Origin of the sequence: Streptodolium elevatio, assembly GCF_040649515.1 — a bacterium.
Taxonomy (GTDB): Bacteria; Actinomycetota; Actinomycetes; order Streptomycetales; family Streptomycetaceae; genus Yinghuangia; species Yinghuangia elevatio.
Genome location: NZ_JBEZFP010000067.1, coordinates 1 through 17,605 on the forward strand (window position 1 = coordinate 1; position 17,605 = coordinate 17,605).

Below are 17,605 nucleotides of genomic sequence, written 5' to 3' on the forward strand. Positions count from 1 at the left end.
GTGCTCGGGGCGCGGCGCCGGTGCGGCGAACGGCTCGACGAGGGCGTTCTCCACGCTGTTGTAGACGATGAACACGTTGGCGCGCTCGTACGGCGAGGTGTGTGCCCATGGAGAACATGCCGCCGATGGACCCGAGGCGGACGGGTGGTGATCGTGCTCGTCACGCTGGTTACACGACATGACCATCGCAGCACAGGGCACAGCGACTTACCCCTGGTGGCCGAACACGCCGGGAGTCGCCGCGTGCCACAGCCGCACCAGCCCCGAGTCGGGGTCGGCGGTCACCCAGGTGCCGTCGTGGCGCACCACGAGCCACGCCCGCTCGGCGTCGTCCGGGTACTCCACTTCGGCGATCGGCCGCAGGTCGGGCACCGAGAAGACGACGTGCCGCTGCTCGGACGAGGCCGCGAGGACCCGGTCCGGTCCCAGGAACCCGGCGTAGAAGTCGAACAGTTCGTCGTCGCCGGGGAGCAGCGGGTCGGGTTGCCGGGCCGCGACGATCCCGCCGTCCGGCGAGCGCAGCAGGGCGAGCGGACCCGGACCGTACGGCGTCGTCAGCATCAGGCCCGAACCCGGTTGGATGTCGATGAGGATCCGCGAATCGCCGGGAGTGATCTCGACGGCCGGACCGACGCCGTCGGACGCCACGAGGAACACCCGGTACACGTCGTCCCCGTGCCCGGCCGCGATGCCCACGTGGATGCCGTCGGGGTGCGGCAGCAGCTCGGAGCCGACGGTCGGCGAGGGCAGCGGCGCGGTACGCAGCACCTGCCCGTCGGCCGCGTCGAACAGCACGCAGTGGTCGGAGTCGCCGGCGCGCAGCACCGCCCACACTCCCCGCGCGTCGGTGGTGACCACACACGACCCGGATTCCTCGAACTCCCAGTCGGCGTGCGGATGGGACCAGACCTGACGGCCGGTCATGTCCAGGACGCACACCCGGTCGGGACCGGACGCGGCGACGAACGACAGGTCCGGCGCGACCGCGTGGCCGCCCTTCCACTCACTCGGGAGCGGAACGGTGCGCTGCACCTTGAGCGCGTCGTCCAGCACGAGCAGTTCGCCGTCTTCGGTGTGCGCCAGCCATACCGACGCGCCGGGCACCCGGTCGAGACTCCACAAGGGCGGCAGAGAGGTCTGCGCGGCGAGGTGAGGACGCATGGGCAGACGCTACCGCCGCGGGCCCGGTTCGTACGCACGGCGGTCCGGACGGGTGTGCGAACGCCGCGGGCGGTTCGCGCTCGGGCTCGCCCCGGCCTCCGCCCCCCGGCCGTGGGCGACCGGGGGCCCGGGGTCCCGCCGGGCCCGAACTCGGGTCCGGCTCAGGCCGCGTGGCGCCCGCGGCCACCCTGCCCGCCGGCGTCCGCGCGGTCGTGGCCCTCCTCGTCCTCCGCGCGGGCCGCGGCCCGCCGGTTGGCCGCGCGGGCGCGCAGCACCTCGATCACGATCGGCAGGACCGACAGCGCGACGATGAGGATGAGGATGAACTCGATGTTGTCGCGCACGAACGCGATTTGGCCGAGGAAGTAGCCCAGTACCGTGACGCCGCAGGCCCAGAGCACGCCGCCGATGACGTTGTAGACGACGAACGTTCGGTACTTCATGCCGGCGACGCCCGCGATGATCGGCGTGAAGGTGCGCACGATGGGCACGAAGCGGGCCAGGATGATCGAGCGCGGGCCGTACTTCTCGAAGAACTCGTTCGCCTTGACCACGTTCTCCTGTTTGAACAGGCGTGAGTCGGGCCGGTTGAACAGCGAGGGGCCGACCTTGCGTCCGAACAGGTAGCCGACCTGGTCGCCGACGACCGCCGCGACGACCAGCAGGAGGCAGATGAGCCACAGCGGCTGCGTCAGGTACTCGCCGTCGGCCACCAGCAGGCCGGTGGTGAACAGCAGCGAGTCACCCGGCAGGAAGAAGCCGATGAGCAGGCCGGATTCGGCGAAGACGATTGTGAGGATGCCGATCAGGCCGAACGTCGAGATCAGGTACTCGGGATCGAGCCACGAGGGCCCGAGGGCGAGGGTGGTCACGGCGGCGGCCTTCCGATGGGTGACAGGAGCCGGTCCACGTCCGGGCACAAAGGCACCAGGTCATGGGAGTGCAAAGGAACGGTCTCCCAAGAGTAACGCGGATCATGTCGGCCCCGGTTCCCGGAATCCGCGGTCTTATGTCGGGGAAATGCCGGACGCGGACGGCGCGGGGGTGACGGTCGTACGCGCGGTCAACTCCGTGCCGTCCGCCGACAGGTCGAGCGCGACGACGACCGACGCGAGGTCGGCGAGGCTGTGCGCGTGGCTTCCGCCGCACGGGATGTGCGCGTCGCCGTCCGGCAGCGCGCAGTGCCACACGCGGCGGGCGGTCAGGGCGGTGTCGGGGACCTCGATGCGTACCGCCGCGCCCGAGGCGACCCACTCCGCGAGCGTCGCGTTGGCCCGCTCCTGGACGGCGGCCAGGTCGTCGGCGAGGCCCTCGCTCCCGAAGCCTTTCTTGCGCAGCGACTTGCCGATCCGGTAGTCGTCGCGGCTCGTCCATTCGCCGATGCGGGACGTGTCCATCGCGAGGTTGTCGAAGTCGGGCCGTCCGAGGGCGTCCGTGCGGACCTCCTTGCGCCACCGCTCCGCCAGGGCCTCGTTGAGGGCGAAGGCCATCAGGTGGCACGCGGTGTGCGCGGCGCTCAGCGCGGCCCGCCGGGCGGGGTCGACGGCGAGCACGGCCTCCTCACCGACCAGCGACGCGGGGTCGACGCCCTCGGCGGGGTCGACCACGTGCAGCACGAGCCAGGCCCACGACTCGTCGCCGCGCCGCACCGGGATGTCGCCTGCCACCGCGAACGCGCCGTCCGGCCCCACTCCCCCGGTCTGGCAGTCGACGACCGGGTACGCGCGTCCGGCCACGGTCAGCGTGCCGGTGTCGGCGGGCTGGTCGGGCCAGGTGTGGTCGAGCGGGTGGAAGGGCGTGTCCGCCACCACGACGGCCCAACGGCCGTCGGGCAGGACCGGGACGGCCAGTACCGGGGACGTGCCGGCGACGTCGCCCGCGGGGTAGCCGACGGTGGTCGAGGCGGTGGGGAGGGACATGCCCGGCAACTCCTTCGGTCGTCTTTCGCGCGTCCTTCGGTGGTCTTTCGCGCATCGCGACCGTGTTTCGGCGCCGGGTTCCCGGGCCGGACGGTTCGCACGGTCGATCATGTACGAAGCGCACCCGATCGGAAACTCCGGACAAGGCGAGGCATGGCGTACGACGCGTATGACCTGTTCCGGTGGGCGGCGACCGCGCCACCGGACACCGAGGAGCAGCCCGAGCCCATCCGCCGCGCCATCGGCTGGATGCTGATCGCGTTCATCGTCACGTTCCTGCTGACGCGCATGATCACCCGCATGATCCGGGCGGGCAAGGGCCCGTTCCGCAACGTGACGTTCTCCGGCGGCCTGCACGTGCACCACCAGGTGTACGGCATCTTCCTGATGCTGATCGCGGGCGCCGCGGAGTTCGCGTACGAGCCTGGCGGCGTCGCGCGCTCGGTCCTCGCCGCGGTCTTCGGCGCGGGGGCCGCCCTGACGCTCGACGAGTACGCGCTGTGGTTCCACATGGACGACGTCTACTGGTCCGCAGAGGGCCGAAAGTCGGTGGACGCGGTGCTGATCGCGGCCGGGGTCGGGCTGCTGGTGATGCTCGGCGCCAACCCGTTCGACATCGGCCCGGGCGAGAGCGCACCGGTCGGGGCGGTGGTCGCGCTGATGAACCTGGTGTTCGCCCTCGCCGCGATCTTCAAGGGCAAGGTGGCGACGGGGCTCATCGGCGTGCTGGTGCCGGTCGTCGCGATGGTCTCGACGTTCCGGCTCGCCAAGCCCGACTCGCCCTGGGCGCGCTGGCGCTACCCGGCGGGCTCGCACAAGCGTGCCAAGGCGGTGAAGCGGTTCCCGCCGGGCAAACGCACGGCGTGGGACCGGTTCAAGGACATGATCGGCGGCGCCCCCAGCACCGGATGAGCCGTGGCGGCGGGGGCACCGGACCGGTGTCGGTCAGAGGTTGGGGATGACGTCCGTCTCCAGGAGCTTGAGGCTCTCCCAGGCCAGCTGCGGCGGGATGCCGCCCATCATCGGGTGGAAGAGGCCGAACGCGGCATCGCCCATCGCCTTGAGCTCGTCGACGTATTGCTCCGGCGTGATGACGCGGTACTGGCCGGTCTTCTTCAGCTCCTCGGCGCTGCCGACCGGCTCGTAGCCGCCCGCGTCGGTCCCGGCGGTGCCCGCCTCGGCCATCATCGCGCCGTAGGCGTTGACCTCGTGCATCGCGAACGGGGCGATGCGCTCCCAGTCCGCGTCCGGGTCCTTGGACAGGTGCAGGAAGCCGGTGTCGCCGCCGAAGTACGGGCCCGGGTCCTCCTGGCCGAGCTTGAGCTTCTCGTCGCGGTAGAACTCCCACAGGCCCGGGTTGGACGGCATGAAGCCGTCGGCGATGCGGGCCGCGCGGCGGGCGGCGGCTTCGACGCTGCCGCCGAGCACGATCGCGGGGCCGCCGGGCTGGAACGGGGTCGGGGTCACCCGGACCGTGCGGCCGCGGAACTCGAAGGGCTCGCCGGTCCACGCGGCGCGCAGCGTGTGCACCATCTCGGTGGTGAGCTTCGCCCGGTCCTTGAGGGAGCGGTCGAACATGTCGAACTCGTGCGCGGCGTAGCCGTTGGCGAGGACGACGCTCACCCGGCCCTGGCTGATGAGGTCCACGACGGCGAGTTCCTCGGCCATGTGCAGCGGGTCGTGCAGCGGCGCGGGGATCGCGGCGATGTTGACCATCATGTTCTTGGTGCGCGAGGCGACCGCGGCGGCCATCGGCAGCGGGCGCGGCAGGTAGCCGTCCTCGGACGCGTGGTGCTCGGACAGCACGACCATCATGAAGCCGCGCTCTTCCGCCCAGGAGACCATGTCCAGCGCCGCTCCGTACCGCTCGCCCATGGTGGTCCCGGCAAAGGCCGGATTGCGGAAGTCGAAGCGAAGCGCGAAAACTGCCATGCGTAGTCTCCTGGATCCCACGCCCGCAGCCTGCGGACGCCCCGTGCCTGATGGACCGTCAGGTTAGTGTCGGGGGGCGGCGAGAGCCAGATGCAGGACACAATCCACGACTTTGTCTCACGACGGGCGCAGGGCGTGGGACCGCGCTGCCGGGCCGCGGCCGGGCTACGCCGGGTCCGGGTCGGCGAGGGCCCGGGCGAGCAGAGTGCGGAGCGTACGGCGCTCGTCGTCGCCGAGTCCGCCGCGCAGCGGGGGGTCGACGGCGAGGCGGTCGAGCAGGTCGCGGCGCAGGGCGCGGCCGTCCTCGGTCAGCTCCACCTGCTTCGCGCGGCGGTCGCCGGGCAGTGGGCCGCGGCGTACCAGGCCCCGTTCTTCGAGGCGGTCCACGACGAAGGTGACGTTGGGCGGTTCGCAGCACATGCGGCGGCCCAGCTCGCGCATGCCGGCCGGTTCGGCGAGTTCGTAGACGGCGTTGGCCTGCGACGCGGTGAGCCCCACGGCCGCGGCACAGGAGGCGAAGTGCGCGTCGAGGCGGGCCGTCGCCTCGTACAGGAGCGGGGTGAGGCCGGGCAGTCCGGCGATGTCGGCGGCGCCTCGGACGGTGCGGCGCGCGCCCGCTTCCGTCTCCGCGCGGTCCGGCGCGGCTTCTCGCTCGGCTTCCCGCCCGGGTTCCCGCGCTTCGTGCCGCGCGACCGCGGACCCGCCCTCGCCCGCGGAGGCGCCGGTGCGCCGTCCGCCTCCCCGTGTGTCCATGGCTCCGGACCCTATCGTGCGAGCCCGAAAGATTACAGCTCGAATGTTTTCCGGTATAACGGTCTCGCGGACTGACGGCTCGTCAGATCAACCGGCTGAGAACGGAGACCGAAGCATGACCACTCCTGTCCCCCCGGCCGGTCCCCTGGCCAGCCGCATGGCCCTGGTCACGGGCGGCAGCGGCGGAATCGCGTCGGCGAGCGCCGAGCGGCTGCTGCGCGACGGATGCTCGGTCACCCTCACCGCGCGGCGCGAGCCGGAGTTGGCCGCGACCGCCGAGCGGCTGCGCGCGGTGGCGCCGGAAGGCGCCGAGGTCAGGTACATCGCGGGCGACTCGTGCACGACCGAGGGCGTGCGCGCGGCCGTCGACCTGGCCACGCGCGACGGCGGACGCCTCGACATCTGCGTCGCCACCGTCGGCGGCGGCAAGGTCGCACCGCTGCTGGCCATGGACGACGAGCAGTTCGTCGAGGACCTGCGGCGCAACACCGTCAGCGGATTCCTGGCGATCAAGTACGCGACCCCGCCCATCGCCGCGGCGGGCGGCGGTTCGATCGTGCTCATCTCGACCAACGCGGCCAAGCTGTCGTGGCCGTACCTCGCGGGCTACGCGTCGGGCAAGGCCGGGCTCGAAGCCCTGGTACGGGTCGCCGCGGACGAGCTGGCGCCGCTCGGCGTGCGGGTCAACGCGGTACGCCCCGGGCTGGTGAAGTCGCAGGAGGACGCCCGGATCTTCCGCAACGAGGAGCTGATCGCGGCGTACCTCGCCAACAAGCCCCTGGGGCGCATCGGCGCGCCGCGCGACATCGCCGAGGCCGTCCGGTACCTCGCGGGGCCCGAGGCGTCCTGGACGACCGGCCAGAGCATCGCCGTCGACGGCGGCCAGGAGCTGCGGGCGGCACCGTCGTTCGAGAAGCTGGCGCGCGCGACGGTCGGCGACGAGGCCGTGGAGGCCGCCCTCGCCGGACGCATCCCCCAGACCCCGCCCGCCGCGGGCTGACGCCGACCCGAGCGCCGAAGTCCCGGCACCGTCTCCGAACGAACGAATGGAGAAACGAATGACAGACGACGTGCAGCTGTCCATCGGACTGCCGAACTTCGGCCCCTGGCCGGACGGCGACTGGCGCGGCTTCGTGGACGTCGCGCGTGCGGCCGAGGACGCGGGCATCGACCGCGTCGTCCTGGTCGACCACGTCGTCATGGGCCCGAACACCGACAAGTACGTCTGGGGCCGCTTCCCCACGCCGCCGGAAGCCCCGTGGTCCGAGCCGCTGACGCTGCTCGCCGGCATGGCCGCCGTCACGTCGCGCATCCGCCTGGCCACCGGCATCCTGGTCGCGCCGCTGCGCGGGGCGACCCTGCTGGCCAAGACCGCCGCGACGCTCGACCAGATCAGCGGCGGGCGCCTGGAACTCGGCGTCGGGACCGGGTGGCAGCGTGAGGAGTACGACGCGGCCGGCCTCGACTGGGACCTGCGCGGGCGGTTGCTGACCGACACGATCGCGGCCTGCAAGGCGCTGTGGACGCAGACCCCGGCGGCGTTCGCGTCCGAGACGGTCAACTTCAGCGACACGTACCTGATGCCGAAGCCCGTGCAGCCGGGCGGTGTGCCGCTGTGGATCGGCGGCACGCTCAACAAGCGCAACCTGGCGCGCATCGTCGAGTCCGGCGACGGGTGGATCCCGATCATGGGGCTGTCGACCGAGGACATGGCCCGCGATGTCGTGACGATTCGTCAGGCGCTGGCCGACGCGGGCCGCGACCCCGCGGCGCTGCGCGTACAAGGGCCGATCCCGATGGCGAAGGGCGACGACGGCAAGTTCGACCTCGCCCGGACCATGGACAACGCCGCGGAGGTGGTGGCTGCGGGCGCGACCGCACTGCAGCTGCCGATCCAGGCGTTCTGCCCGGGGCCGAAGGAGGCTCCCGCGTTCTTCGCCGAGGCACGCAGGCTCTTCGACGCGGCACTCGGCCGCTGACGCGGCCCGGGCGCCAGGCCCGGCGAACAAGGTGAACGAGGTGAACAACACGTGTGGGCGGCACCTTCTCGGTGCCGCCCACACGTGTGTTCGTGTCTTCGGGTGTGCTGCCGGCCTGGGCCGAACGCTCGTCCGACCGCGGCACGGCCGCAAGGCGACCGCGACGCGACGACGCTGCCGTCGCTACGAGCGGTAGACGATCACCTTGTCGCCGATGCGCGACTCGTTGAAGAGCTTCTGCACGAGCGCCTTGTTGCGGACGTTGACGCAGCCGTGCGACGCGCCGTTGTAGCCGTTGGCGGCGAAGTCGGGCGAGTAGTGCACGGCCTGGCCGCCGCTGAAGAACATCGCGTACGGCATCGGCGTGTGGTACAGCGTCGAGACGTGGTCCCGGGACTTCGACTGGACCGAGAACGTGCCCTCACGCGTCGGCAGTTCCTTCGAGCCGAAGCGGACCTCGAACGAGTACTGCGGCACCCCGTTAATGACCCAGGTCAGCTTGCGCGTGGTCTTGTCGACGCACATCGCGCGCCCGGTCATGCAGCGCGGGTCCAGGTTGCCGGCCGGCTTCGGCGGCTTGCTGGTGGTAGGCGGCTTCGAGGTCGCCGGCTTGCTGGTGCTCGGCTTCGTGCTCGTCGGCGGCTTCTTGGAGGTCGCCGACGTGGAGGGCTTCGCCGAGGTGGGCGGGGTGCTGCTGGGGGCCGTCGTACTGGGTACGGCCGACGGCGAGGTGCTGGGGGCCGCGCTCGTGGTCTCCGGGGCCGGCGGCGTCGCGGACGCCGGGGCCGACGAGGAGGGGGCTGCGGAAGTGCTCGTACCAGGCTTGCCCTTTGCGTCGCTGCTGTCCGACGACGACCCCGACTCACATGCCGAGGCGGCCAACACCACGGCCACCGCGACAGCCACGGTTATGCGCGTCTTCTTCAATTCCTTCCAGCCCTTCTGTGCCCAGCACGACTATTTGCCACCCGAGGTACTTCACTGCCCGATTGACGCCGCCGGGAGTAACCGGGGTTGCACCCCGTTTGTCTCAGGTGTGTCACCGTGCCGTCTTCACCACGAAGCCGGAGCCGCCGGTCTCCGCCGCCTCCACGGCCAACTGCCGAAGATCGTCTATCCGGCCTTCCCCGAGTACGCGCGGGCCAACCACGCCTTTGCCCACCGCAATCGCCCGCATTCCGGCGGCCCGGGCGGCCAGCAGCCCGGCTTCGGCGTCCTCGACCACCAGGCAGTCGGCGGGATCGGCACCGAGCAGCCGCGCACCGCGCAAATAGCATTCCGGATCCGGTTTCCCGTCGGCGACGTCCTCGGCCGCGACGAACGTCTCCGGGACCGGGAGGCCCGCCGCGGCGAGACGTCCCCGGGCCACCGCGCGGGCTCCCGACGTCACCACGGTCCAGGATCCCGGGGGCAGCGCAGCCAACAGCTCCGCGGCACCCGGCAGGGCGCGGATCCCGTCGAAATCGGCGCTCTCGCGGGCAATCAACTGGCGCGCGCCTTCCTCGGCATTCAGATGCGGGGCGACCAAGGCCACCAAATCGACATCGCGACGTCCTTGCGACTCCGCAACCGCCACATCCGGATCCACCGCATTGGCAATTGCCCACTCCCGCAAAATGCGTTCGATCGTCGGATGCGAATCGACCAGCACCCCGTCAAGATCGAAAAGCACTGCCGAACACCGCAGTCGGGCCACGCCGGCCGTCTCGTCCACAAACTCTCTTTCCGGTCGGAAAACCCACTGATCCTCGAACGCCGCGGTGTGCCCCGGGAGATCGTCTCGCGGGCGGGCGGGTGTCAGGATTCCAGGGGCATGAGTTCCTGGGTGAACTCGTCCATGAAGGCCGCCCAGTTGGCGGGCGGCGTGGCCGGGCGTACGACGAACTTGCTGATTCCGCTGTCGATGAAGGCGCGGATCAGCTTCCGGGTGGCCTCCCAGCCGTTCGGGATCAACGCGGCCGGGTCGGTCTCGGGAGCGCGCTCGCGCAGGGCGCGCAGCAGGGCTTCGGGGTAGTCGCCGAAAGCGACCGCGAGGCTGAGCCCGTAGTGGTCGTCGTCGATCGCGCGTCCGGCCTCGCGTGCGGCGGCCTCGATCACGGTACGCCCGCTCGCGGCCTCGGCGGCGGTGACGTTGGCCGCCAGCCAGCCGTCGGCGAGGCGGCCGATGCGGCTGAGAGCGGCCGGGCCGCTGCCGCCCAGCCAGATGTCGAGAGGGCGTTCGGGCTGCGGCCGTACGGTGATCCCCTCGCAGCCGAAGTACTCGCCCTGGAAAGACACTTCAGTCTCCGACAGGAGCCTGCGCACAAGGGTCAGCGCTTCGTCGAACACCGCCCCACGGCGGCCCGGGATGGGGAACAGCGGGCGTTCGAAGGCTCGTGCGTGCTGGACGCCGAAGGCGGGGAGGATGCGGCCCGGGGCCAGTTCGGCGAGCGTCGCCAGCTCCTTGGCGACGGCGACGGGGTTGCGGCCGGGGAGCACGGAGACGCCGGTGCCGAGCTTGAGACGTGCGGTGCGCCCGGCGGCGTAGGCCATGCCGACGTGGGGGTCGGGGAGGTCGGTCGTGATCGTGTCGGGCAGCCAGAGCGAGTCGATGCCGAGCTTTTCGCACGTGTCGACGACGTTCGCGAAAGTCGTGCCGTCGTCGTGGGCGCGGGGCCCGATGCCGATGCCAATGCGAATCTTCACCGACCCACCGTCACCCCGTTACTGACGCCGCGTCAATGGTGGGCGCCGGCTGCCGCGGCGACGGCCTTCGCCACCTGCACGAGCTCCTCCGCGTTGTCCAGCACGGACTGGCGTACCTGGACCGCCGCAAACGCCGCCCGCGTACTCCCGTACGCGAGCGCCTGCCGCGACCGGCTGCCCTCGTCGGCGCCCGGGCACGTGTCCACCCACGACCGGCACACCGTGAAGCCCGCCTGCTCGGCCGACACCGCGATCGCCTCCCCGAACGAACTGGCCGACCCGTCGGGCACGTCCACCTCGACGTCGGCGACCGCGCGGTCCGTGGCCAGACCGACGAGACTCACCGCCGGCAGCGAACGCCCACGCAGGTACTCGCTCCATGTGTGGAAGACCGTCTCGTCGCAGACCCACGGGTCCGACGCCGCCTCGCAGTCCACCGGCAGCGGCTCCTTCCCGGGGTGCGCGCAGCCCGCTCCCGGCCCGCCCGCGAACCGCTTCGCGCCGGCCACCAGCAGCACGGAGTCCTTGGCACCGCGGGCCACTTCGACACCCAGCCGGTCCACGCCCGGCTCACAGACGGGATGCGGCACATGGACCGCGACGGACGTGCCCTCGCCCATGACGTACGCGGCGCCCCGGCCCGCGTTGGGGTGGTCGAGCGGGAACAGCCGCCCGAACAACACTCCGCTCGGGGAATCGGCCTGCGTCGTGCCTGAATAGTGGTGCGGGCGGAGCGCGTCGTCGACCGCTAGCCAGTCCCGCGCCACGACGCGATCGAGGCCGGTACGCAGCGCGGCGCGTACGTCTTCCCCCGGCCGGGTGTAGCCCCTGTCGGGGAGGGTGCCGAGGTCCCGTCGGACCATGTCGTACAGGTCGGCCGGCGCCGGCGGCGGCAGTCCCGGCCGAGCGGTCGCGGACGGCACCACGGTCAGGAGGGCCGTGACGACGAAGGCCGCCAGGAGCACGCGCAGGCGCCGCACACCTTTACCACACAATACGGTCATACTTCACGCTAAGTGATCAAGCTCCCTACGCTCCGTCGACACCCTCGGCGGATTACCCAGGAGGGACCGTCTCGCCAGGAAAGATCAGGCGTGTCCGCTTACGATCGAATTCGATCAACACATGAGCGCTATCCGGGATTCGGCTCGGCCCAGTCGACGCGTTTGGCCTAGTCGATCCCGGTTAGCCGTCAGAAGTAACGGCACGGCTCAAAGGCCGCCGCGAGGACGTCGCAGACCTCCAGCCCGGCCTTCACCCCCCGACCTCAGGCGGCGCACATGTATCTTGTCTTCGCCCTCCTGGCTCCGATCGGAATGTTCGGCCTCATATCGGGTCTCACGTGGTTCGAGGACCGGATGCTGGGCCCTGCCGTTGCCGACAGACAGGTACCGCGCACGCCGCGCGCCAAGCCGGAACTCCCCGAACACCCCGCCGAACTCCCCGCCGCCGTGCGCATCGCCGATCGCGTCGCCGATACGGACACCGCACGGCCCGCCTCCGCGCCGGTTCCCGAGGCGTCCGCCGCCGAGCCCACACCACCGCAGCCGGATCCTGAGCCTGAGCCGGTGCTGAAGCCCGTGACCCTCGAATCCCCTGTAGTCCTGGCACCCGTGGCACTGCTGACCAGCCCGATCCCGCTGCAACCCGTCACGGCTCCTGCCCGCAGGCCGGCCCCGGCTCCGGTACGCCACCGCCTGCGCCACACCCTCAAACGCGGTCGGGGCCTGCGGGCGGCGTGACGCCCCGCCAGGCCCGCCCCCGCGGCCGCCACGCGGGGACCGCGGCGCAGTACCTCTCGTACTCTGCCCCGAACTGCCGCCGCAATGCGGGTTCTTCGTAAGCGCGTACGAACAACGCGAACAGCACGCCCAACCCCGCCGCATATGGCAGCAGCGCAAGCGGACGCCACAGCAGCAGTGCTTGGCCCACCACCGCTCCGGTGACGGCCAGGTACATCGGGTTGCGGACGTACCGGTAGAGGCCGCCCACCACCAGGCGGCCCGTCGGAGCCACCGGCGCGGGCGTGCCGATCCCTTCGACGACGAAGCGCACGAACGCATGTACGAGCACCGCGGCCGAGGCGGACAGCAGGATCCCGCCCGCCACGCGTACCGGGACGCCCCAACTCGCGGACGCGTGGCCGGGCTGCCAGCGGGTGAGGAGCCAGGGAACCACTCCGGCCACCACGCCCGGCGCGGCCGCGAAGAAGAGCGAACTGCCCAGCGCGGCGCTCGATTTCCGCATGGTCACATTCTGCGCCGGGCGGGCTCGCTCAGTGGGGCTGCCAGCGGGGCTGTCGGCGCAAGGAGAAGACCGCGCGGCGGATTCTGCCTGGGGCTCCGACGACCGGCTCTGTCAGCGGGTATCGGCGGCGGTCACGGCTTCGGCCAGGCCGCGATGGCCATCTCGGCGACGGCCCGCAGTTCGTCGGTGGTGCCGCCGTCCCGGGCACGTTGCGACATGCCCTGGAAGACCGCGGCGTAGAAGTTCGCCATCGCGTGCGGATCGGCGTCGGGCGCGGTCTCCCCGGCCTCCACGGCGGCCCGGAACCGGCGCTCGAACTCGGCGATGTTGCCGGCGCGGAGGGCCCGCAGGTCGGCCTCGACGTCGCTGCTCTGCTCGGTCACGTTGGTCGCGGCGCAGATGACCAGGCAACCGCGCGGGTGCGTCGGATCGGTGAAGGACACGGCCGCCTCGCGCAGCAGCCGGGCCATGCCGTCGTACGCACGCGGCTCCTCGTCCAGCGCCTGCCGGGTGAACGCGCCGTACGTCTCGCCGTACGTCGACACGACCTCCAGGAACAGGGCCTTCTTGTCCCCGAATGCCGCGTACAGGCTCGGCGGGTTGATCCCCATGGCGCGGGTCAGCTCGCCGATCGAGGTCGCCTCGTAGCCGCGCTGCCAGAACAGCTGCGTGGCTTTAGCGAGGGCGGCGTCCCGGTCGAAGGCACGCGGGCGCCCCCGCTTGGCGGTGGTCTGGTCGGGGGGCGTGCGCGTCATGTCACCCAGGCTATAGCAGTCACTACAGAAACGGTCTGGCCCTGCCCCGGAGCCGCCGCGGACACGATGCCCGCGGCGGCTTCGGAGAGCGGGCCGGGTCCGGCAGCCGTCCATGCGTTCGAGGACGAAGCGGACCTCGACCGGTGCGGACCTGGTCGGCGGGCGCCCGGGCGGCAACAGAGCGCTTGCCCCCTTTTCATAGCCATGATAGGCATCATGGCTATGAAACAGCGGCGTCGGTGGGCCGCCGTAGCCCGCCCGACCACACCCGAGAGGCTCGCTACATGTACGACCTGACCGGCAGGGTCGCGCTCGTCACCGGCGCGGCGCAGGGCCAAGGAGCCGCGGAGGCCAGGCTGTTCGCGTCGTGCGGCGCCCGCGTGGTGGTGTCCGACGTACAGGAGGAGGCGGGCCGGGCGGTGGCCGCCGAGCTGGGTGACGCCGCGGTGTTCCAGCGCCTCGACGTCTCCGACGAGTCCGATTGGGCCGCCGCCGTCTCCCGTGCGCACGACGCATTCGGCCATCTCGACGTGCTGGTGAACAACGCGGCGGCGATGCGGCTGGTCCCCATCGAGGAGGAATCGGCCGAGGGGTTCCGGCGCATCGTCGACATCAACCTCACCGGCACGTTCCTCGGGATCCGCGCCGTGGTGCCGGCGATGCGTGCGGCCGGGGGCGGGTCGATCGTGAACGTCGCGTCCATCAGCGGCACCCAGGCGCAGGCGTGGGCGTCGGCGTATTCGGCGTCGAAGTGGGGCGTACGCGGGCTGACGCGTACCGCCGCCATCGAACTGGGGCCGCTAGGTATCCGGGTCAACGCCGTCGTGCCGGGCGCGATCCGCAGTGGGATGCTCACCGAGGACCGGTCCGGCGCCGAGCGCGACACGCGCTTCGACGGGCTCCCGCTCGGACGCGCGGGCGAGTCCGAGGAGATCGCGCACATGGTCGCGTTCCTCGCGTCGCCGGGTGCCTCGTACACGACCGGCGCCGACTTCGTCGTGGACGGCGGCTTCACCGCGGGACCGCGCGCGGCGCCGCGCCCGGAGCGGCCGGTGCTCTTCCACTGAGCGGGGCGGCCGGATGGCGAAGTGGCGGTTGAGGGAAGGACTTTGGGTGGCAGCATGGCGGTGCTGACCGGGAAGTGCGCCATCGTCACGGGCGCGAGCCGCGGCATCGGGCGCGCCACCGCGATCGCACTCGCCCGCGCCGGGGCGTCGGTGGTCCTGGCCGCGCGCGACGCATCCGCGCTGGCCGGAGTCGCCGACGAGATTGCGGCCGAGGCCGGCGGGACGCGCGGTTCATGCTGCCTCTCTTGAGCGGAGAAACACTGCATGACCGGGATCCTCGGCGGGCCGCCGAACAGGCCGCGCCGCCGCGCAAGCTGGGACGCCCCAAGACATTTCGTGTACCGCGGGGACACCCCCTGCCCCGCCCCGGCACCCCCGTCACGTGTCGAACAAGGTAGCGAGGCGGTCGGCTCCGCGTACGCCGAATCGGCCAACTTGATCGAGTGCCGCCGACAAGACCTCGCTTGCCAGTCGGCTGCCCATGAGGCTAAGATCATCCGGTCACATTGTCGCCCGTCTGGATGGTCCATTGCGCATCTGAGGTCTGGACACCGCACCGCTTGAGCCCACGAGCTCGCGGCTGCGTTCCGACCTCGGTGTGACCGCCCCGGGCGTTCTCGCATTTCCGGGCCGCTTTTCCGGTCAGACCTCGGTTCCCCGTCATCGCGCTGCGGTGTCCATACGCGTCCATGCCGCCACGCGTCTTCGGGAGCCGCTCCATGTCTTTTCCGACAACCCCCGCAATCGTCTGCTCCGACCTGTCCTTCGCCTGGACGGACGGCACGCCCGTCTTCGAGGGCCTCGACCTCGCCATCGGCACCGGACGTACCGGCCTCGTCGGCGTGAACGGAGCCGGCAAGTCCACGCTGCTCAAACTGATCGCCGGGGTACTGCCGCCCGCCGGCGGGTCCGTCACCGCGGTCGGCGAGGTCGGCTACCTGCCGCAGCACCTGCCGCTGGACGCCGACCGCCGGGTGGAGGACGTCCTCGGCATCGCCGCCACCCGGCAGGCACTACTGGCGATCGAGAGCGGCGACGTCGACGAACGGCACTTCGAGACGGTCGGCGACGACTGGGACGTCGAGGAGCGCGCCCGCGCCGAACTCGACCGGCTCGGGCTGCCGCACGTCGACCTGGACCGCACCGTCGGCACGCTGTCCGGCGGCGAGTCGGTGCTGCTCGGGCTCGCGGCGCTGCTGCTGCGCCGTCCCGAGGTCCTGCTGCTCGACGAGCCGACGAACAATCTCGACCGGTCGGCGCGCGAACGGCTGTACACGGCGGTCGGCGGGTACGCCGGGGTCCTGGTCGTGGTCAGCCACGACCGCGTGCTGCTCGATCTCGTCGACCAGATCGTGGAGTTGCGCACCGGGACGGCCCGGACGTACGGCGGCAACCTGACCGAGTACCTGGAACTCCTGGAGGTGGAGCGGGAAAGCGCCGAGCGAACGGTGCGCGCCGCCGAGACCGACCTGCGCAAGCAGAAGAAAGAACTCGCGGACGCGCAGGTACGGCTCGCCCGCAGGATGCGCACGGGCCGAAAGGCCCAGGTGGAGAAGCGCGTTCCGAAGATCATCGCGAACGGCCGCAAGCAGGCTGCGCAGGTCACGGCCGGCAAGTACAAGGGCATGCACGAGGGCCGCCTGGAGGACGCGCGCACCCGCGTCTCCGAGGCCAAGGACGCGGTGCGGGACGACAAGGAGATCCGCATCGCGCTGCCCGAGACGGAGGTTCCGGCCGGGCGTACCGTGCTCACCGCCGAGGGGCTGAACACCGCGGACGAGTTGTACGGTCCGGACGGCTTGGACCTCGTCGTACGCGGGCCCGAGCGGATCGCCCTCGTCGGCGACAACGGCGCGGGCAAGTCGACGCTGCTGCGCCTGATCACCGGTGCGGCGGAGCCGGCGCGGGGCGAGGTGCGGATCGGCGTGGACGGCGTACGCCATCTTCCGCAGCGGCTGGACATCCTCGACGACGGCGCGAGCGTCCTGGAGAACGTGCGCCGCTTCGCCCCGGACTCCCCCGACTCCGAACTGCGCGGCCGCCTGGCGCGCTTCCTGTTCACCGGCAACCGCCCCGAACAGCCGGTCGGCACGCTGTCCGGCGGCGAACGCTTCCGCGCGGTACTGGCGGCCCTGCTGTCCGCGCAGCCGCCGCCGCACCTCCTGATCCTCGACGAACCCACCAACAACCTCGACCTGGCGTCGGTGCGCCAGCTCGAACAGGCGCTCGCCGCCTACCAGGGCGCACTGCTCGTGGTCAGCCACGACGAGCCCTTCCTCGCCACGATCGGCATCACAAGAAGACTCCGCATCGAGCGAGGCGAAGGCATCGTCGAAGAACCCGAGACCCCGACCTGACACCCCGCCGGCGGCGCTCGCGGCGGGACTCCTCGCAGGTTGCGGGGACAACGGGGAAGGCGCGGGGCGGCCTCGCCGAGCGGTCTCTCCCCGCCGACTTCAACGGCACCCGGACCGCAGACGGTGACCGTGACCGCCCCGCCGCCGACGCCGCCTGCACCGCCCACGACTGCCGTACCGCCGCCGGTTCCGTCGACGCCCGCACCGCCGCCACCGGTTCCGACATCGGTGCCGCCCGCGCCGCTGAGCGTGGTGCACGCGTACTTCGACGCCGTCAACGCGCGCGACTACGCGCGTGCGTGGGCCCTCGGCGGCAGCACGTTCGCGAGTTCGTATGCGCAATTCGTCGACGACCACGTGACGAAAGCGCACTACGACCTGACCGTGCTGTCGGTCGATGGGGGCGTGGTCGGGGCCGCGATGGACGTCACGCAGACCGACGGAAGTCACCGCTACTACACGGGGACGTACATCGTGACGGGCGGGGCGATCACCGGAACGACGATGCGGGAGGTCTCCAACTCGCCCCCGCCCGGTGGGGTACGGGCACGACGACGCCACCGTCGGGCCAGGGCCCGCTGTACTTCGAGCAATGCGCGGAGGCTTGGGAGGCCGGGGAGGCGCCGATCGAGCGCGGTGAACCCGGCTACCGCGACGAGTTGGACCGGGACAAGGACGGCACCGCCTGTGAGCCGAGCCCGGAAATTGCGCCGTCCACGACGAACGGGCCGGTGGAGTGAGGTGACCGGT

At 71.6% G+C, this 17,605-nt stretch carries 19 protein-coding genes and 1 pseudogene; 8 read left to right on the forward strand and 12 right to left on the reverse strand.

What is annotated here, in order from left to right; genetic code table 11:
• From AB0C36_RS24185 to AB0C36_RS24200, 4 genes and pseudogenes are all read right to left on the reverse strand, one after another.
• A pseudogene (locus AB0C36_RS24185) lies at positions 1-96 on the reverse strand (ectoine hydroxylase); the annotation flags it as partial.
• A gap of 111 nt (positions 97-207) precedes the next feature.
• Positions 208-1,161 (reverse strand): YncE family protein, encoded by a 954-nt coding sequence (locus tag AB0C36_RS24190; RefSeq protein WP_358357286.1) that lies wholly within the window; start codon positions 1,159-1,161, stop codon positions 208-210.
• Positions 1,162-1,322: 161 nt separating this feature from the next.
• Positions 1,323-2,033 (reverse strand): DedA family protein, encoded by a 711-nt coding sequence (locus AB0C36_RS24195; protein WP_358357288.1) that lies wholly within the window; start codon positions 2,031-2,033, stop codon positions 1,323-1,325.
• 135 nt (positions 2,034-2,168) lie between these two features.
• Positions 2,169-3,080, reverse strand: a complete 912-nt coding sequence (locus AB0C36_RS24200) for an alanyl-tRNA editing protein (protein WP_358357290.1) — start codon at positions 3,078-3,080, stop codon at positions 2,169-2,171.
• Between the two features lie 153 nt (positions 3,081-3,233).
• On the opposite strand from AB0C36_RS24200, the gene AB0C36_RS24205 reads away from it, so the two are divergent.
• Positions 3,234-3,992: a hypothetical protein gene (locus tag AB0C36_RS24205; RefSeq protein ID WP_358357291.1), complete on the forward strand. Its 759-nt coding sequence runs from the start codon at positions 3,234-3,236 to the stop codon at positions 3,990-3,992.
• A 33-nt stretch (positions 3,993-4,025) separates the two neighbouring features.
• Here the strand turns inward: AB0C36_RS24205 and AB0C36_RS24210 are convergent, their stop codons facing one another.
• Positions 4,026-5,012 carry an LLM class flavin-dependent oxidoreductase gene (locus tag AB0C36_RS24210; RefSeq protein WP_358357293.1) on the reverse strand — a complete coding sequence of 329 codons (987 nt, stop codon included), beginning with the start codon at positions 5,010-5,012 and terminating at the stop codon, positions 4,026-4,028.
• Positions 5,013-5,177: 165 nt separating this feature from the next.
• Positions 5,178-5,765, reverse strand: coding sequence for a MarR family winged helix-turn-helix transcriptional regulator (locus AB0C36_RS24215; protein ID WP_358357295.1), 588 nt, complete (start codon positions 5,763-5,765; stop codon positions 5,178-5,180).
• A gap of 115 nt (positions 5,766-5,880) precedes the next feature.
• Here AB0C36_RS24215 and AB0C36_RS24220 point away from each other — a divergent pair, with 115 nt between their 5' ends.
• Positions 5,881-6,765 (forward strand): SDR family NAD(P)-dependent oxidoreductase, encoded by an 885-nt coding sequence (locus tag AB0C36_RS24220; RefSeq protein ID WP_358357298.1) that lies wholly within the window; start codon positions 5,881-5,883, stop codon positions 6,763-6,765.
• 58 nt (positions 6,766-6,823) lie between these two features.
• Positions 6,824-7,744, forward strand: coding sequence for a TIGR03619 family F420-dependent LLM class oxidoreductase (locus AB0C36_RS24225; RefSeq protein ID WP_358357301.1), 921 nt, complete (start codon positions 6,824-6,826; stop codon positions 7,742-7,744).
• 183 nt (positions 7,745-7,927) lie between these two features.
• On the opposite strand, the gene AB0C36_RS24230 is transcribed toward AB0C36_RS24225, so the two are convergent.
• The 4 genes from AB0C36_RS24230 to AB0C36_RS24245 all read right to left on the reverse strand — a co-directional run bounded on the left by AB0C36_RS24230 (position 7,928) and on the right by AB0C36_RS24245 (position 11,433).
• Positions 7,928-8,650, reverse strand: a complete 723-nt coding sequence (locus tag AB0C36_RS24230; protein WP_358357304.1) for a L,D-transpeptidase — start codon at positions 8,648-8,650, stop codon at positions 7,928-7,930.
• Between the two features lie 133 nt (positions 8,651-8,783).
• The gene (locus AB0C36_RS24235; RefSeq protein WP_358357307.1) at positions 8,784-9,458 is read right to left on the reverse strand and encodes an HAD-IA family hydrolase; all 675 of its coding nucleotides are present in this window, start codon (positions 9,456-9,458) and stop codon (positions 8,784-8,786) included.
• An 83-nt stretch (positions 9,459-9,541) separates the two neighbouring features.
• Entirely contained in the window at positions 9,542-10,429 is an 888-nt protein-coding gene (locus AB0C36_RS24240; RefSeq protein WP_358357308.1) for a TIGR03854 family LLM class F420-dependent oxidoreductase, read from the reverse strand.
• A 32-nt stretch (positions 10,430-10,461) separates the two neighbouring features.
• Positions 10,462-11,433: a hypothetical protein gene (locus AB0C36_RS24245; protein WP_358357310.1), complete on the reverse strand. Its 972-nt coding sequence runs from the start codon at positions 11,431-11,433 to the stop codon at positions 10,462-10,464.
• A gap of 276 nt (positions 11,434-11,709) precedes the next feature.
• Between AB0C36_RS24245 and AB0C36_RS24250 the strand changes: the two genes are divergently transcribed.
• Positions 11,710-12,171 carry a hypothetical protein gene (locus tag AB0C36_RS24250; protein ID WP_358357313.1) on the forward strand — a complete coding sequence of 154 codons (462 nt, stop codon included), beginning with the start codon at positions 11,710-11,712 and terminating at the stop codon, positions 12,169-12,171.
• Here AB0C36_RS24250 and AB0C36_RS24255 read toward each other — a convergent pair.
• Positions 12,140-12,676 carry a methyltransferase family protein gene (locus tag AB0C36_RS24255; protein ID WP_358357314.1) on the reverse strand — a complete coding sequence of 179 codons (537 nt, stop codon included), beginning with the start codon at positions 12,674-12,676 and terminating at the stop codon, positions 12,140-12,142. The genes AB0C36_RS24250 and AB0C36_RS24255 overlap by 32 nt on opposite strands.
• 131 nt (positions 12,677-12,807) lie before the next feature.
• Positions 12,808-13,431, reverse strand: a complete 624-nt coding sequence (locus tag AB0C36_RS24260) for a TetR/AcrR family transcriptional regulator (protein ID WP_358357317.1) — start codon at positions 13,429-13,431, stop codon at positions 12,808-12,810.
• 284 nt (positions 13,432-13,715) lie between these two features.
• Between AB0C36_RS24260 and AB0C36_RS24265 the strand changes: the two genes are divergently transcribed.
• The 4 genes from AB0C36_RS24265 to AB0C36_RS24280 all read left to right on the forward strand — a co-directional run bounded on the left by AB0C36_RS24265 (position 13,716) and on the right by AB0C36_RS24280 (position 17,595).
• Positions 13,716-14,498: a glucose 1-dehydrogenase gene (locus tag AB0C36_RS24265; protein ID WP_358357319.1), complete on the forward strand. Its 783-nt coding sequence runs from the start codon at positions 13,716-13,718 to the stop codon at positions 14,496-14,498.
• 54 nt (positions 14,499-14,552) lie between these two features.
• Positions 14,553-14,747, forward strand: a complete 195-nt coding sequence (locus AB0C36_RS24270; RefSeq protein WP_358357321.1) for an SDR family NAD(P)-dependent oxidoreductase — start codon at positions 14,553-14,555, stop codon at positions 14,745-14,747.
• Between the two features lie 470 nt (positions 14,748-15,217).
• Positions 15,218-16,855 (forward strand): ABC-F family ATP-binding cassette domain-containing protein, encoded by a 1,638-nt coding sequence (locus AB0C36_RS24275; RefSeq protein ID WP_358357323.1) that lies wholly within the window; start codon positions 15,218-15,220, stop codon positions 16,853-16,855.
• 299 nt (positions 16,856-17,154) lie between these two features.
• Entirely contained in the window at positions 17,155-17,595 is a 441-nt protein-coding gene (locus tag AB0C36_RS24280) for an excalibur calcium-binding domain-containing protein (protein WP_358357325.1), read from the forward strand.
• Positions 17,596-17,605 lie beyond the last annotated feature (10 nt).